General features: G+C 70.8%; 11 protein-coding genes and 1 pseudogene. 4 read left to right on the top strand and 8 right to left on the bottom strand.

Going from position 1 to position 13,370, the window contains the following annotated elements:
* Window positions 1-29: 29 nt before the first annotated feature.
* From EKG36_RS05425 to argH, 7 genes and pseudogenes are all read right to left on the bottom strand, one after another.
* Window positions 30-779, bottom strand: a complete 750-nt coding sequence (locus EKG36_RS05425) for an HAD family hydrolase (RefSeq protein WP_126481823.1) — start codon at window positions 777-779, stop codon at window positions 30-32.
* A 4-nt stretch (window positions 780-783) separates the two neighbouring features.
* Window positions 784-1,698, bottom strand: a complete 915-nt coding sequence (locus EKG36_RS05420) for a tyrosine recombinase XerC (RefSeq protein ID WP_126481821.1) — start codon at window positions 1,696-1,698, stop codon at window positions 784-786.
* Complete coding sequence (locus EKG36_RS05415) at window positions 1,691-2,410, bottom strand: DUF484 family protein (RefSeq protein ID WP_126481819.1); 720 nt, start codon at window positions 2,408-2,410, stop codon at window positions 1,691-1,693. Before EKG36_RS05415 ends, EKG36_RS05420 begins: the two co-directional genes overlap by 8 nt.
* 22 nt (window positions 2,411-2,432) lie before the next feature.
* Entirely contained in the window at window positions 2,433-3,266 is an 834-nt protein-coding gene (dapF, locus tag EKG36_RS05410; protein WP_126481818.1) for a diaminopimelate epimerase, read from the bottom strand.
* Complete coding sequence (gene lysA / locus EKG36_RS05405; protein ID WP_126481816.1) at window positions 3,266-4,546, bottom strand: diaminopimelate decarboxylase; 1,281 nt, start codon at window positions 4,544-4,546, stop codon at window positions 3,266-3,268. The genes dapF and lysA overlap by 1 nt, the downstream gene beginning before the upstream one ends.
* A gap of 83 nt (window positions 4,547-4,629) precedes the next feature.
* Window positions 4,630-4,737 (bottom strand): annotated as a pseudogene (gene lptM, locus EKG36_RS21080) (LPS translocon maturation chaperone LptM); the annotation flags it as partial.
* Window positions 4,737-6,158: an argininosuccinate lyase gene (argH, locus tag EKG36_RS05395; protein ID WP_126481812.1), complete on the bottom strand. Its 1,422-nt coding sequence runs from the start codon at window positions 6,156-6,158 to the stop codon at window positions 4,737-4,739. The gene argH and the pseudogene lptM, both read right to left, overlap by 1 nt.
* A 263-nt stretch (window positions 6,159-6,421) precedes the next feature.
* Between argH and hemC the strand changes: the two genes are divergently transcribed.
* The 4 genes from hemC to EKG36_RS05375 are packed head-to-tail and all read left to right on the top strand — an operon-like array spanning window position 6,422 to window position 10,982.
* Entirely contained in the window at window positions 6,422-7,363 is a 942-nt protein-coding gene (gene hemC, locus EKG36_RS05390; protein WP_126481810.1) for a hydroxymethylbilane synthase, read from the top strand.
* Window positions 7,363-8,154: a uroporphyrinogen-III synthase gene (locus EKG36_RS05385; RefSeq protein WP_126481808.1), complete on the top strand. Its 792-nt coding sequence runs from the start codon at window positions 7,363-7,365 to the stop codon at window positions 8,152-8,154. Before hemC ends, EKG36_RS05385 begins: the two co-directional genes overlap by 1 nt.
* 6 nt (window positions 8,155-8,160) lie before the next feature.
* Window positions 8,161-9,732 carry a uroporphyrinogen-III C-methyltransferase gene (locus EKG36_RS05380; protein ID WP_126481806.1) on the top strand — a complete coding sequence of 524 codons (1,572 nt, stop codon included), beginning with the start codon at window positions 8,161-8,163 and terminating at the stop codon, window positions 9,730-9,732.
* The gene (locus tag EKG36_RS05375) at window positions 9,729-10,982 is read left to right on the top strand and encodes a heme biosynthesis HemY N-terminal domain-containing protein (RefSeq protein WP_126481804.1); all 1,254 of its coding nucleotides are present in this window, start codon (window positions 9,729-9,731) and stop codon (window positions 10,980-10,982) included. The genes EKG36_RS05380 and EKG36_RS05375 overlap by 4 nt, the downstream gene beginning before the upstream one ends.
* Before the next feature lie 79 nt (window positions 10,983-11,061).
* Here EKG36_RS05375 and ybiO read toward each other — a convergent pair whose 3' ends face one another.
* Window positions 11,062-13,305 carry a mechanosensitive channel protein gene (ybiO, locus tag EKG36_RS05370; protein ID WP_126482178.1) on the bottom strand — a complete coding sequence of 748 codons (2,244 nt, stop codon included), beginning with the start codon at window positions 13,303-13,305 and terminating at the stop codon, window positions 11,062-11,064.
* Between the last annotated feature and the right edge of the window lie 65 nt (window positions 13,306-13,370).

Below are 13,370 nucleotides of genomic sequence, written 5' to 3'. Positions count from 1 at the left end.
GATCGGCCGGAATTGCTCGGCCGCCCGTATCACTGCTGCCCCAGCTTCTCCAGCAGGGCCGGCAGCTCGCGGATATGCGCCAGGCGATGGACGCCCACGGGTAGCGGCGCGCCATGGGGCGTATCACCGGCAATCCAGGCCGCCTGCATGCCCAGCCGGATCGCCGGCAGGATGTCCTCCTTCCACGAATCCCCCACGTGCATCGCCCGGGCCGGCGGTGTGTCGAGCCGGGCCAGCGCCATCAGGAAGGGGCGGGGGTCGGGCTTGGGGGCGTGGATCTCCCCGGCGGCGATCGCCACCGCGAAGTGGCGGCGCAGGGGCAGGCGGTCGAAGGCCAGGTTGCCGTTGGTGATGGAGCCCAGCCGGTAGCGCGCCCCCAGCTCGCTGAGCATCGGTTCCACCTCGGGATAGGGGGAGACCTGCACGCGCAGGTCGTGGAAGTGCTCCATGGCGCGTGCCGCCCAGTGCCAGGCCGCCTCATGGGGCAGCCCAAACTCCTTCAGCAGCGAGGCCAGGGCGTGCTCGCGGATCCAGGTGAAGTCGCCGCGGCGCAGCGGGTGGCGCTCGGCGAGTTCCTGTCGGCGTTGCTGGTAGGCCGTGATCGGTAGGCGCTCGGCGAAGCGGCCGCGCGAGGGCTCGCCCCGCTCGGCGAGCCACTCGGCCAGGGCGTCATCGAGCCAGGCATAGTGGCCCTGCTCGGTACGGGTCATCACCTCGCGGTTGTCCCAGAGGGTGTCGTCGAGGTCGAAGGTCAGGGCCTGGAGGGGAAGGCGAGTCATGGGTTCAGTCACTGTCGTTGGGGCGGCGGCGTCGGGCGCGGGGGTGGGCGGCGTCATAGCCGGCCGCCAGGTGCTGCCAGTCGAGTCGGGTGTAGACCTGGGTGGTGGCCAGGTTGGCATGGCCCAGCAGCTCCTGGACCGCCCGCAGGTCCTGGCTGGACTCCAGCAGATGGCTGGCGAAGGAGTGGCGAAGCCGATGGGGGTGCAGGTGCTCGGCCAGGCCCCGCTGGCGGGCCAGGTTTGCCAGGCGCTGCTGGATGGCCCGATGGCCGAGCCGGGCACCGCGTGCCCCCACGAACAGCGCCGTCTCGCCGTCACCGGCCAGGGTCCCGCGCACGCCGAGCCAGATCTCCAGCGCCGCCCGGGCGCGACGGCCCACCGGCACCTGGCGGGGCTTGCCGCCCTTGCCCAGCACTCGCACCCGCTGGGGCTGCAAGTCGCCGAGGTCCAGGGCGGCGAGTTCCGCCAGGCGCAGGCCGCTGGAGTAGAACAGCTCCAGCATGGCCTGGTCGCGGCAGGCCAGGGGCGAGCCGTCGTGGGGCGTGTCGAGAAAGCGTGCCAGGGCATCCACGTCCACCGGTCGCGGCAGGTCCCTGGGCAGGCGCGGCGTGCGCACCAGGCTGGCCGGGTTGTGGTCCAGCACGCCGGCGGCCCGCAGGTGGTCGGCGAAGCCGGAGATGGCCGCTCGGCGCCGGGCCAGGCTGCGGGGGGCCAGGCCCCGGGCCCGTTCGCCACCGAGGAAGCGGCGCAATAGGGCGGCGTCCAGGGCGGCGCCGTCGGCCACCCCGTTGGCGGCCAGAAAGTCGCCCAGCGCGGCCAGGTCGCGGCGATAGGCTGCCACTGTGGCCGCGCTGGCGGTACGGGAGAGCGCCGCCAGGTAGTCGGCCAGCTGGCCGTCGAGCCGGGTCGGCTCAGCCATGGCGTGGCGGCGCCAGGCGCATCAGCAGGCGGGCCACCACGTCGCCGACGTACTCGGTGAACAGGGTGTCCATGCTGGCGCGGAAGTGGTCGGGGTCGGGGCTCGCCAGCACCAGGTAGCCCAGCGGCTCGCCCAGGGTCAGCCGGGCCAGCGCACAGGAACCGGCCTTGTCCGGCGCCGGGGCGTGGGGCAGCAGGCGCTTCCAGTCGGTGGGCGTCAGTCGGGTGCAGCGGCTCGCCCGACCGTCCAGCAGGGCCGCCAGGCGCTGGGCCACATGGTCGTCGAGCACCTGGCGGGGGGCCTGGGGCGGCTGCGACTCGCGGTCGGTGAGGCTGGCCGGGCACCACAGCGCCAGCGCCGGGGTCTGGAAGCGCTCGCTGAACTGGGTGGCCAGGGCCTGGCCCAGGGCATCGCCGTCCTCGGCCTCCAGCAGGGCCAGCACCAGCTCCCGGGTCCGGCGATACTGGGCTTCGTTGTGGCGGGCCGATTCCAGCAGCTGTTCCAGGCGCCACTCGGCCTGCTCGGCGCGGGTGCGCAGGTCCGCCACCAGCCGTTCCAGCAGGGAGGTGGCGCCGCGGGCCTCGGGGTGCGGCACCTTGAGCTGCTGGAGCAGGCCCTCGCGGCCGACGAAGAAGTCAGGGTGACGGGCGAGCCACTGGGCCACGACATCCGGGTCCAGGGTCTTGCGTGGCTCGGGGGCGGCTCGGGTCATGCGCTTCTCCTCGTCTCGACGCTCAGTTTAGGGGCACGCGGCCCTCGAAGACCCGTTCCGCGGGTCCGGTCATGATCAGGCTGGCGTCACTGCCGGGCCAGGTGATCTCCAGGTCGCCACCGGGCAGGTGCACGGTGACCGGGTTCTCGAGCCAGCCCAGGCGGATGCCGGTGGCCACCGCGGCGCAGGCGCCGGTGCCGCAGGCCAGGGTCTCGCCACTGCCTCGCTCGTAGACGCGCAGGCGGATCTCGTGGGGCGACACCACCTGCATGAAGCCGGCATTGACCCGCCGCGGGAAGCGCGGATGGGCCTCGATGGCCGGCCCCAGGGTGGCCACCGGGGCGGTGTCCACGTCGTCGACCCGCAGCACCGCATGGGGATTGCCCAGTGACACCACGCCGACCTCGAGGCGCCGGCCGTCGACGTCCAGGGCGTGCAGGGCCCGGTCCTCGTCGGCCTCGAAGGGCAGCGTCGCTGGCGCGAAGCGCGGTGCTCCCATGTCCACGCTGACGCGATTGTCGTCGCCCACCACCAGGGTGAGCGGGCCGCCGGCGGTCTCGACGTGGATCTCGCGCTTGTGGGTCAGCCGCTGGTCGCGCACGAAACGGGCGAAGCAGCGCGCCCCGTTGCCGCAGTTCTCCACTTCGCTGCCGTCGGCGTTGAAGATGCGGTAGCGAAAGTCCATGTCCGGGTCCCGGGGCGGCTCGACCACCAGCAGTTGGTCGAAGCCGATGCCGAAGCGCCGGTCGGCCAGGGCACGGATCTGCTCGTCGCGCAGCCGCGCCCGCTGGGTGATCAGGTCGACGACCATGAAGTCGTTGCCCAGCCCGTGCATCTTGGTGAACTGCAGCAGCATCAGGGCGTCTCCGCGCTGTCGTCGGGCAGCGTCGCCTCGCCGGCCCAGAGGTCCGCCAGGCGCTCGCGGCGGCGCACCAGGTGGGCGCGGTCGCCGTCCACCATGACCTCCGGCGGCCGCGGGCGGCTGTTGTAGTTGGAGGCCATGACGAAGCCATAGGCCCCGGCGGAGCGCACCGCCAGCAGGTCGCCGGCGGCGATGGCCAGCTCCCGGTCCTGGCCCAGGAAATCGCCGGTCTCGCAGACCGGGCCGACCACGTCATAGGTGCCGCTTGGACGGGCCTGGGTGGTGTCCACCGGCAGGATGGCCTGCCAGGCCTGATAGAGGGCCGGGCGGATCAGGTCGTTCATGGCCGCGTCGACGATGGCGAAGTTCTTGGTCTCGCCGGGCTTGAGGAACTCCACCCGGGTCAGCAGCACGCCGGCGTTGGCAGCGATCGAGCGTCCCGGCTCGAAGAGCAGGGTCAGCCGGTCGCTGCCCGGCCAGCGCGACAGTCGCTCGAGCAGGGCGGTGGCGTAGTCGAAGGGCTGCGGGGGACGCTCGTCGTGATAGGGCACGCCCAGGCCGCCGCCGAGGTCCAGATGCTCGATCTCGATGCCGTCCTCGCGTAGTCGCTCGAGCAGCACCAGCAGCCGGTCGAGGGCGTCGAGGAAGGGGGCGGTTTCGGTGAGCTGGGAGCCGATATGGCAGTCGAGACCCACCACCCGCACGTTGTCCATGGCCGCGGCCTGGCGGTAGACCTCCCGGGCCTCGTCCACCGCGATACCGAACTTGTTGGCCTTGAGCCCCGTGGAGATGTAGGGGTGAGTGCCGGCGTCCACATCGGGGTTGACCCGCAGCGAGACCGGGGCGACCCGGTCCAGGCCGCGGGCCACGGCGTCGAGCCGCTCGAGCTCGGCCCGGGACTCGACGTTGAAGCACTTGATGCCCACGCTGAGCGCCCGGGCCATCTCGTTCTCCTGCTTGGCCACGCCGGAGAACACCACCCGAGCAGGGTCGCCGCCGGCGGTCAGGACCCGCTCGAGCTCCCCCACCGAGACGATGTCGAAGCCGGCGCCGAGCCGGGCCAGCAGGTTGAGCACCGCCAGGTTGGAGTTGGCCTTGACCGCGTAGCAGATCAGGTGCGGATGGCTGCCCAGCGCCTCGGTGTAGGCCCGGAAGTGGCGGGCCAGGGTGGCCTTGGAATAGACGTAGCAGGGCGTGCCGAACTCCTCGGCGATGCGGGGAAGCGGCAGCTCTTCGGCGTACAGCACGCCATCGCGGTACTCGAAATGATCCATGCCTAGGTGTCGTCCTCGTCGACGGGGCGGGGGGCGTCGGCATCCGACGCGGCGTCGGTCGTTTCTGGGTCGCGGGGGCCGTAGCGCTCCTCCGCCGCGGTGTCGCCGGGCAGGTAGAGCGGCCCCTTCTGGCCGCAGCCGGCCAGCAGCAGCGGGAGCGCCAGCAGCGCAAGCAGGGCGGCGCGACGCATCAGCCCTGGCTCCCCTGGGCATCCTGGGAAGACAGCGCCGCCAGGGCCTCGCGGGCCCGCTGGGCGGCGGCGCGCACCTGGTCCGGGGCGGTGCCGCCGATATGGTTGCGCGCCGCCACCGAGCCCTCCAGGGTCAGCACGGCAAAGACGTCCTCGCCGATGACGTCGGAGAACTGGCGCAGCTCCTCGAGGCTCATCTCCGAGAGGTCCTTGCCCTCGCGCAGCCCAAAGGCCACCGACTGGCCGACGATCTCGTGGGCGTCGCGGAAGGCCACGCCGCGACAGACCAGGTAGTCGGCCAGGTCGGTGGCGGTGGAGAAGCCCTTGCGGGCCGCCTCGCGCATGTTGTCGGCCTTGGCCTCGATGGCCGGGACCATGTCGGCGAACGCCTTGAGGCAGTCCTGGACGGTGGACAGGGCATCGAACAGCGGCTCCTTGTCCTCCTGGTTGTCCTTGTTGTAGGCCAGCGGCTGGGACTTCATCAGCGTCAGCAGGCCCATCAGGTGGCCATAGACCCGGCCGGTCTTGCCGCGCACCAGTTCCGGCACGTCCGGGTTCTTCTTCTGCGGCATGATCGAGGAGCCGGTGCAGAAGCGGTCGGGCAGGTCGATGAAATCGAACTGGGCGCTGGTCCACAGCACCAGCTCCTCGCTCATCCGCGACAGGTGCATCAGCAGCACGCTGGCGAAGGACGTGAACTCGATGGCGAAGTCGCGGTCACTGACCGCGTCGAGGCTGTTCTCGGCGGGGCGCGCGAAGCCCAGCAGCTCGGCCGTCACATGGCGGTCAATGGGGTAGGTGGTGCCGGCCAGGGCGGCGGCCCCCAGCGGCAGCACGTTGACCCGCTTGCGGCAGTCGAGCAGCCGCTCCTGGTCGCGGGCGAGCATCTCCTGCCAGGCCAGCAGGTGATGGCCGAAGGTCACCGGCTGGGCGGTCTGCAGGTGGGTAAAGCCGGGCATGATGGTGGCCGCCTCGCGGTCGGCGAGCTCGATCAGCCCCTCGCGCAGGCGGGTCAGCTCGGCGGCCACGCTGTCGATCTCGTCGCGCAGGAAAAGGCGGATATCGGTGGCCACCTGGTCGTTGCGCGAGCGCCCGGTGTGCAGCTTCTTGCCGGTGATGCCGATCTTGTCGGTGAGGCGCGCCTCGATGTTCATGTGCACGTCCTCGAGGTCCACCGACCAGGCGAAGGTGCCGGCCTCGATCTCCGCCTGGACCTCGTCGAGGCCGTTGATGATGGCGTCGCGCTCGGCCTCGGTGAGCACCCCGACCCGGGCCAGCATGGTGGCGTGAGCCCGCGAGCCCTGGATGTCGTGGAGGGCCAGGCGCTGGTCGAAGTCGACCGAGGCGGTGAAGCGGGCGACGAAGGCATCGGTGGGCTCGCTGAAGCGGCCGCCCCAGGACTGGTTGGTGGTCTGGCTCATCGGGCTGACATCCTGCATGGCTGTGCGGTGGGTGAGGGCCGGCGGCGCGCCGGCCGCAGCTCGGCGAGGCCGCGCTGGCTTGACATGCGGGAAAGTGTACCAGAGTCCACGGGCCAGGCGAGGGGCGCCGGGCGGCGGGTCGGCCGGGCAGTAACGATTTTTCCTGACCTCTCCGGTCCTTTATGATGGCAGCAAACCAAGACATCACCGGGCGCCGGCGCAAGGGGCGCCGAGTGCAAGCGAACCGGGACGGGGAGAACCACGTGCAAGCCATCGAAACGCTGCGTATCGCCACGCGCAAGAGTCAACTGGCCATGTGGCAGGCCGAACATGTCCGCGACCGCCTGATGGCGACCCATCCGGGGCTCAAGGTCGAGCTGGTGGCCATGGCCACCCGGGGGGACAAGATCCTCGACACGCCGCTGGCCAAGGTCGGCGGCAAGGGACTGTTCGTCAAGGAACTCGAGGAGGCGATGCTCGACGGGCGTGCCGACATCGCCGTGCACTCGATGAAGGACGTGCCCATGCACTTCCCCGAGAGCCTCGGCCTGTCGGTGATCCTCGAGGGGGCCGAGCCCACCGACGCCTTCGTTTCCAACCACTACCCTTCCCTGGACGCGCTGCCCGAGGGCGCGCGCATCGGCACGTCCAGCCTGCGGCGCGGCCTGCAGATGCGCGAGGCGCGCCCCGACCTGCAGGTGCTCAACCTGCGCGGCAATGTCCAGACCCGTCTCGGCAAGCTCGATGCCGGCGAGTACGACGCCATCCTGCTGGCCACCTCGGGCCTCAAGCGGCTGGGGCTCGAGGCGCGCATCACCATGGAGCTGCCGCCGGAGGTCTGCCTGCCGGCCTGCGGCCAGGGCGCCCTGGGCATCGAGTGCCGCATGCACGATGCCGAACTGATCTCCCTGCTGGCGCCGCTGGACGATCCGGCCACCGCGACCCGGGTCCGCGCGGAGCGTGCCATGAACACCCGCCTCGAGGGCGGCTGCCAGGTGCCCATCGCCGGCCATGCGATCTTCGAGGACGATGGCGAGACCCTGTGGCTGCGGGCCCTGGTGGGCAATCCGGAGGGCACGGAGGTGCTGCGCGCCGAGGGGCGCGGCTCGATCCACGAGCCCGAGGCGCTGGGCATTCGGGTAGCAGAGGAGCTGCTGGACATGGGCGCCGGCGAGATCCTCGCCGAGGTCTACGGCGCCGGCTGATGGCGACCCCGCCGGTACTGATCTGTCGTCCCGGGCCGCGGGCCGCGGCGCTGGCCGAGGCCATCGCCGCCGAGGGCTTTGCCGTCGAGCGGGGCGAGGTCATGGCCCTCGAGCCGCTGCCGGAGACCCCGGCACACCGCGCTGCCTGGCTGGATTTCGACCAGTTCCGGCGCGTGGTGGTGGTCAGCCCCTTCGCCGCCGAGTGTCTCGCCGAGGCGCTGGACCGCTACTGGCCGCAGCTTCCCGTGGGTATCGACTATTACGCCGTGGGGGCTGCCACGGCCGCCACCCTGCACCGCCAGCTGGGCGTGCGGGTGCATCTTCCGCCGCCGGGCGGGGCAGACACCAGCGAGGCACTGCTGGCGCTCGGCTCGCTGCAGCGGCTCGCCGGGCAGCGCCTGCTGCTGGTGGCCGGCGAGGGGGGACGGGCCCTGATGGCCGAGACCCTGGCCGCCCGGGGCGCTCGCCTGACACGCCTGGCGGTCTACCGGCGCCGCCTGCTCGAGCCCTCGCCGACCTTGCGGCGTCGGCTGGCGAGCGGCGACTATCAGGCGTTGGTGGTGAGTAGCGGAGAAATCCTCGGACATCTGGCAAGATGGTGCTCACAGGCCGCCTTGAACCAACCGCTAATCGTGTCCAGTACCCGGTTGGCTACACTGGCCGGCACACTGGGGTTTCGTCTTCCCGTCGTGGCGTCGGGCGCCACGCCTGACGCGCTGGCGGCCGCCGTGGCCAGGGCCAGGGACCCGGAGAGGGCCGATGTCGATCATGACGATCTCGAAAAGGGCTAGCGACACATGAGCAAGCAACAACACGATCAGGACGAACAACAGACACCGTCCGGCGAAGCCCAGGGCGGCGCCGACTCGGCGGCGACGGGAAAGAGTGCCGAGGCCGGCAAGGCCGGCGGCTCATCCTCGCGCCGCTCGCGGCGTCGCGGCAAGGGCAGCGGCCCGGCGGCGAGCACGGCCTCTGCCGAGGCGAAGGCCGATGCCGCGCCCTCTTCGACGACGTCCTCGAGCGAAAGCCAGGCCACTCCGGCCACTGCCAGCGACAAGCCTGACGAGGCGACCAAGGGTGAGGCCGACACGGCATCTGCCTCCCCGGCCGAGGCCTCCGGCACCAGCGCCGGGTCCAGGAGCGCGTCCGGCAAGGCCTCCGATACCGCCTCCACCAAGCGCGAGGCTCCCAAGGGCTCCGCCTCTTCCACTCCCCCCAAGGGCTCAGCCTCCTCCGCCAAGGCCTCAGGCGGTGATGCCAAGGGGCAGCAGGCGTCCGCCGGCCAGGGCGCCCACGGGGCTGCGGGCGGCAGTGGCGGCTCGGGCGGCACCGGCAAGGGCAGCAAGTCCGGGGCGGTTGCCCTGGGGCTGGTGGTCCTGCTGGGCGCGGGCGGCGCGCTGTTCGGCTGGCAGGTCTGGCAGAAGCTCGACGCCCAGCAGCAGCGCCTGGCCGACCTGCCGGCGCAAGCGGCCAGCCAGTCGGGACTGGATGACCTGGCGAGTCGCCTGGAGAGCGGTGAGCAGCAGCGCAATGCCGCCCTGGACGAGGCGGTGAGCACGCTGCGCAGCGACTTCTCCGACTATCGACAGAGCGTCGACGAGACCCTGGACCGGGTGCTGCAGGAACTGTCCAGCGAGCAGCAGACCGACGAGCGCGACTGGCTGCACGCCGAGGCCGCCTACCTGCTGCGCCTGGCCAACCAGCGCCTGCAGCTGGAACGTGACGTCCAGGGGGCCGCCGCCCTGCTGCGCACCGCCGACGAGCGGCTGCGCGAGGCCGACAATCCGGCGCTGATGCCGGTGCGCCGCGAGATCGCCTCCGAGCTGGCCGCGCTGGAATCGGTGCCCCGCGTGGACCGCACCGGCCTCTACCTGGCGCTGAATGCCCAGCAGGAGCAGATCGCCGGCCGCCCGCTGGCCCAGGACATCGAGGAGATCGCCGCCAACTCGACCATCGAGGAAGCGCCCACCGGTGGCTGGCAGTCGCAGCTCGCGCGCTTCGGCGAGGAGCTCAAGGACCTGGTCACGGTTCGCCAGCACGACGCGGCGCTCGAGGCGCTGATTTCGCCGGAGCAGGAATCCTACCTGCGTCAGAGCGTGCGCCTGGTCCTGGAGCAGGCCCAGCTGGCGCTGCTCAAGGAGGAACAGCCGCTCTTCGAGGCCAGCCTCGAGAAGGCCCTGACCCTGATCCGGGGCTACTACGACACCGGCGACAGCGGCGTCCAGGCGGTGCTGTCGCGTCTCGAGGAACTCAAGGGACGGACCATCCGCCCGGAACTGCCGGACATCAGCGGCTCCCAGCAGGCGCTGGCGAGCTTCATCGAGCACCGCTTCGAGGCCGGCAACGGCGGCCAGGGAGATGAGGCATGAGAAAGCTGATTCTGATCGTGGTCCTCGGCCTCGCGATCGGGGCCCTGTTCGGCCAGCTGATGATGTCGGTGCCTGGCTACTGGCTGGTGCGCGTCGGCGACACCTCGTTCCAGACCTCCTTCTGGTTCGGCCTGGTGCTGCTGCTGGCGGCCTTCGTGGTGGTGCACTTCGCCCTGCGGCTGCTGATGCGCCTCTCGCGTCCGGTGACCCGCTTCAAGGTGTGGAACAGCCGCTCGCGTAACCGTACCGCCATGCGGCGCACCGTGCGCGGCCTGGTGGCGCTGGCCGAGGGGCGCTGGAAGCGTGCCGAGAAGGCCCTGGTCAAGGCCGCCGACGACTCCAGCACGCCGCTGGTCAATTACCTCTCCGCCGCCCTGGCGGCCCATTACCAGGGCCGCTACGAGCAGGCCGATACCCTGCTCAAGCGCGCCCATCTCAGCACCGAGGGCGCCGACACCGCGGTGGGCCTGATGCAGGCCCAGCTGATGCTGGATCGCCAGCAGTACGAGGAGGCCCTGGCGATCCTGACCCGTCTCGACCGCCACCTGCCCAACCATCCCCAGGTGCTCAAGCAGCTCAAGCAGGCCTATATCAGTCTCAGCGACTGGGATGGCCTGCGCCGGCTGATGCCGCGCCTCGGCGCCCAGCACCTGATTTCCCGGGAAGAGCGCGAGCAGCTCGAGCAGCGCGCCTATCGCGAACTGATCTCCCAGGAGGCCCGCCAGCCCGGCGATATCGAGCGGGTGCGCAACCTCTGGGCCGACATGCCCGACCACCTGCGCGGCAACGTCGATCTGATCGTGCTCTATGCCGAGGCCCTGGTGCGCGGCAACGAGCAGGGTATCGCCGAGCGGCTGCTGCGCCATTCGCTCAAGGAGCACTGGGACAGCCGCCTGGTACTGCGCTACGGGCTGCTCGAGGTGGATGCGGCGCGCCAGCTGGTGGTGGCCGAGAAGTGGCTGCAGGAGCGGCCCAACGACCCGGACCTGCTGCTCACCCTGGGACGTCTCTCGCTGCGCAACGCCTACTGGGGCAAGGCTCAGGAATACTTCGAGGCCAGCCAGCGTCAGCGGCCCAGCGGCGTGGTCTGCGCCGAACTGGCCCGGCTCTACGCCAACCTGGGCGAGCACAACAAGAGCCAGCTCTACTACCGTCAGAGCGTGGAGCTACTCGACAAGTCGCTGCCCTCGCTGCCCCAGCCCACCGAGCCGGAGGATACGCCGGCGAAGACGGCCAAGGCGGCATCCTGAGCGTCGCCGACGCCTGAACCCGCCCTGCACAACAAGAGGGGCTGCCAGTCGGCAGCCCCTCTTGCGTTGGTGACGGCGATCATGACTCGCCGTCGTAGTCCTCCTGGTTGTGGACCTCCTGGGGGGCCTGGGTGTCGGCGGTCAGCGCGTGACGCGCCTCGTCCGAGCTGGCGGCGCGCTCGCGCGCTTGCTGACGGATGACCCGCACGTTGGCCGGCGGGGCACCGCCGTCCTTGTCCTCGCCGAAGTAGAGGGTGGTATGGGGGAAGGGGATCTCGATGCCGGCCGCGTCGAGGTGCAGCTTGACCAGCCGGTTGTAGGCACGGCCCACGGCCCACTGGTCTCCCGGCGTGGTCTTGATGCGCACACGGATGTTCACGGAGCTGTCGGCCAGAGCGATCACGCCGGCGACCTCCAGCGGCTCGAGGAGACAGGCCTTGTACTCCTCGTCCTCCTTGAGCGCGTCGAAGGCCTCGTTGAGGGCCTGGATCGCCTCGTCGATGCTCTCACGATAGGCGATGCCGTATTCCCCGACATGGTAGGCGAAGTCGCGCATGTAGTTGGAGACGGTGTCGACGCTGGAGAAGGGCACGATGTGGTAGGTGCCGCTGAGGTCGCGGATGCCCACCGAGCGGATGCTGAGCTTCTCGGCCACCCCGGTGACGCCCCCCACGGTGATCACATCGCCGGTGTTCATGGCGTTCTCCACCTGGATGAAGACCCCGGTGATGATGTCCTGCACCAGCTTCTGGGCGCCGAAGCCGATGGCCAGGCCCAGCACGCCGGCACCGGCGATCAACGGCCCGATGTTGATGCCGATCTCGGAGAGCACGATCATCGCCGTCATGGTGATCAGGGCGATGGCCAGGGCATTGCGAAACAGCGACAGCAGCGTCTGGGCCCGTGCCGAGGGCACGCCGCCACCGGTCTCGGGGTTGAGCTTGTGCTCGATCAGGCTGGCCAGTGCCAGCCAGACGGCCGCGGCGACCACCAGGATCACGAACACGCTCACGCCCTTGCCGATCAGGCTGCGTCCCGCCTCGGAGGCGTACCAGGCCCCCAGGTCGAAGGCGCCCCAGGCGCTCAACACGACCATCACCACCACGGCGAGGATCACCATGCGGATCACGCGCAGGGCATTGGGGACATAGCGGTTGAGGCGTGCCTCGAGCATCGGCAGCTTGCGGCGCAGGTCATCGGAAAGGCGGATCCGCCGGCCGATGGTCTGGGTCAGGAAGCTCGACACCAGCATGCCCACCAGCACCGCAGCCAGCGTCTGCAGGGTGGCGAACAGCACGAAGGGCAGGGCCTCCTCGGGGCGCGTCAGGGTCAGCACCAGCACCACGGTGAAGTAGGCCAGGGCGAAGAGGTGCCAGGTGCGGGCGAACAGCTGCAGCGATACCCGGCTGGCGGCCATGGTAGTCTGGCCGGCCTTGCGGTTCAGCCCGTCGCGCAGCCGGCGGCGGTTGCGCAGCACCACGGCCACGGCATAGACATAGGCGCCGATCATGATCAGGGTGCCGGCCCCCTCGCCCAGGGCCGGCGACACGTAGGCGTTGACCAACGGCACCACCACCATCAGGCCATAGCCGGTCAGCCCGATCAGGCGCGCGATCCAGCGGTTCCAGTAGGAAGCGTCGGCGGCGGCGATGGGCAGCAGGCGCAGGCCCTCGTAGCGGGAGGCGAAGAGCATGCGCACCGCGGCCTTGAGCAGCTCGATCACCAGGAAGGCATTGAGGAACAGCGAGGCACGGGTCGACAGCTCGCCGCTCTCGCCCACCGCGAAGGTGGCGACCAGATTGCCGCCGAGATAGGCCAGCGCCACCACCAGGGCGTCGATCAGCGCCGCCACGACGACGCACAGCACCAGCCTCAGCAACGGCTGGAGCCCCTGGCCGGTCAACGACCATTGGCTGAGCCGGGTGAACAGGGGGCGGGCCAGGCGGCGGACGGCGATGAGCAGGGCAACCGTGGCGAGGATCACCAGCCCCAGGTTGATGGCCGCACTGGTGAAGGCGGCCAGGTCAAAGGTGCCCGGCGGGCCCGCGAACAGGCCGGTCACGGCGTCGAGGACCTGGCCGAGCTGGCTGCCCAGCTCACCGGCGATGCGGCTGGTGGTCTCGGCCAGCTGGCGGGGCAGCGACAGTGACGGCGACTCGGTCGCGGCCTGCTCGGCTCCCGACTCGCTGGCCGCCCCGCGCAGCTGGTCGATCAGCTGTTGGCGCGTCTCGGGGTTCTCGAGGAGGTCGGCCAGGGTGGCGTTGGCCGGGGCCTGTCCTCCGCCACCGGACGGTTGGGCCATGGCGGGGAGGGTGGCGAGCATCAGGATGGCCAGCAGCCACCCGCTGGCCCGGGAGAGGAATCGTCTGTAGCTCACGCTTTGGCCTC

The sequence above is a fragment of the Halomonas nitroreducens genome, from assembly GCF_003966155.1.
Lineage (GTDB): Bacteria > Pseudomonadota > Gammaproteobacteria > Pseudomonadales > Halomonadaceae > Halomonas > Halomonas nitroreducens.
This window is presented reverse-complemented; position numbering and strand designations above follow the sequence as displayed.

Excerpts from the sequence above, each read along its gene's own strand:
- lysA (WP_126481816.1), bottom strand. The coding sequence starts at position 4,546 with ATGGATCATTTCGAGTACCGCGATGGCGTGCTGTACGCCGAAGAGCTG.
- dapF (WP_126481818.1), bottom strand. The coding sequence starts at position 3,266 with ATGCTGCTGCAGTTCACCAAGATGCACGGGCTGGGCAACGACTTCATG.
- EKG36_RS05425 (WP_126481823.1), bottom strand. The coding sequence starts at position 779 with ATGACTCGCCTTCCCCTCCAGGCCCTGACCTTCGACCTCGACGACACC.
- EKG36_RS05420 (WP_126481821.1), bottom strand. The coding sequence starts at position 1,698 with ATGGCTGAGCCGACCCGGCTCGACGGCCAGCTGGCCGACTACCTGGCG.
- EKG36_RS05380 (WP_126481806.1), top strand. The coding sequence starts at position 8,161 with ATGAGCAAGCAACAACACGATCAGGACGAACAACAGACACCGTCCGGC.
- ybiO (WP_126482178.1), bottom strand. The coding sequence starts at position 13,305 with ATGCTCGCCACCCTCCCCGCCATGGCCCAACCGTCCGGTGGCGGAGGA.
- EKG36_RS05415 (WP_126481819.1), bottom strand. The coding sequence starts at position 2,410 with ATGACCCGAGCCGCCCCCGAGCCACGCAAGACCCTGGACCCGGATGTC.
- EKG36_RS05375 (WP_126481804.1), top strand. The coding sequence starts at position 9,729 with ATGAGAAAGCTGATTCTGATCGTGGTCCTCGGCCTCGCGATCGGGGCC.
- argH (WP_126481812.1), bottom strand. The coding sequence starts at position 6,158 with ATGAGCCAGACCACCAACCAGTCCTGGGGCGGCCGCTTCAGCGAGCCC.
- EKG36_RS05385 (WP_126481808.1), top strand. The coding sequence starts at position 7,363 with ATGGCGACCCCGCCGGTACTGATCTGTCGTCCCGGGCCGCGGGCCGCG.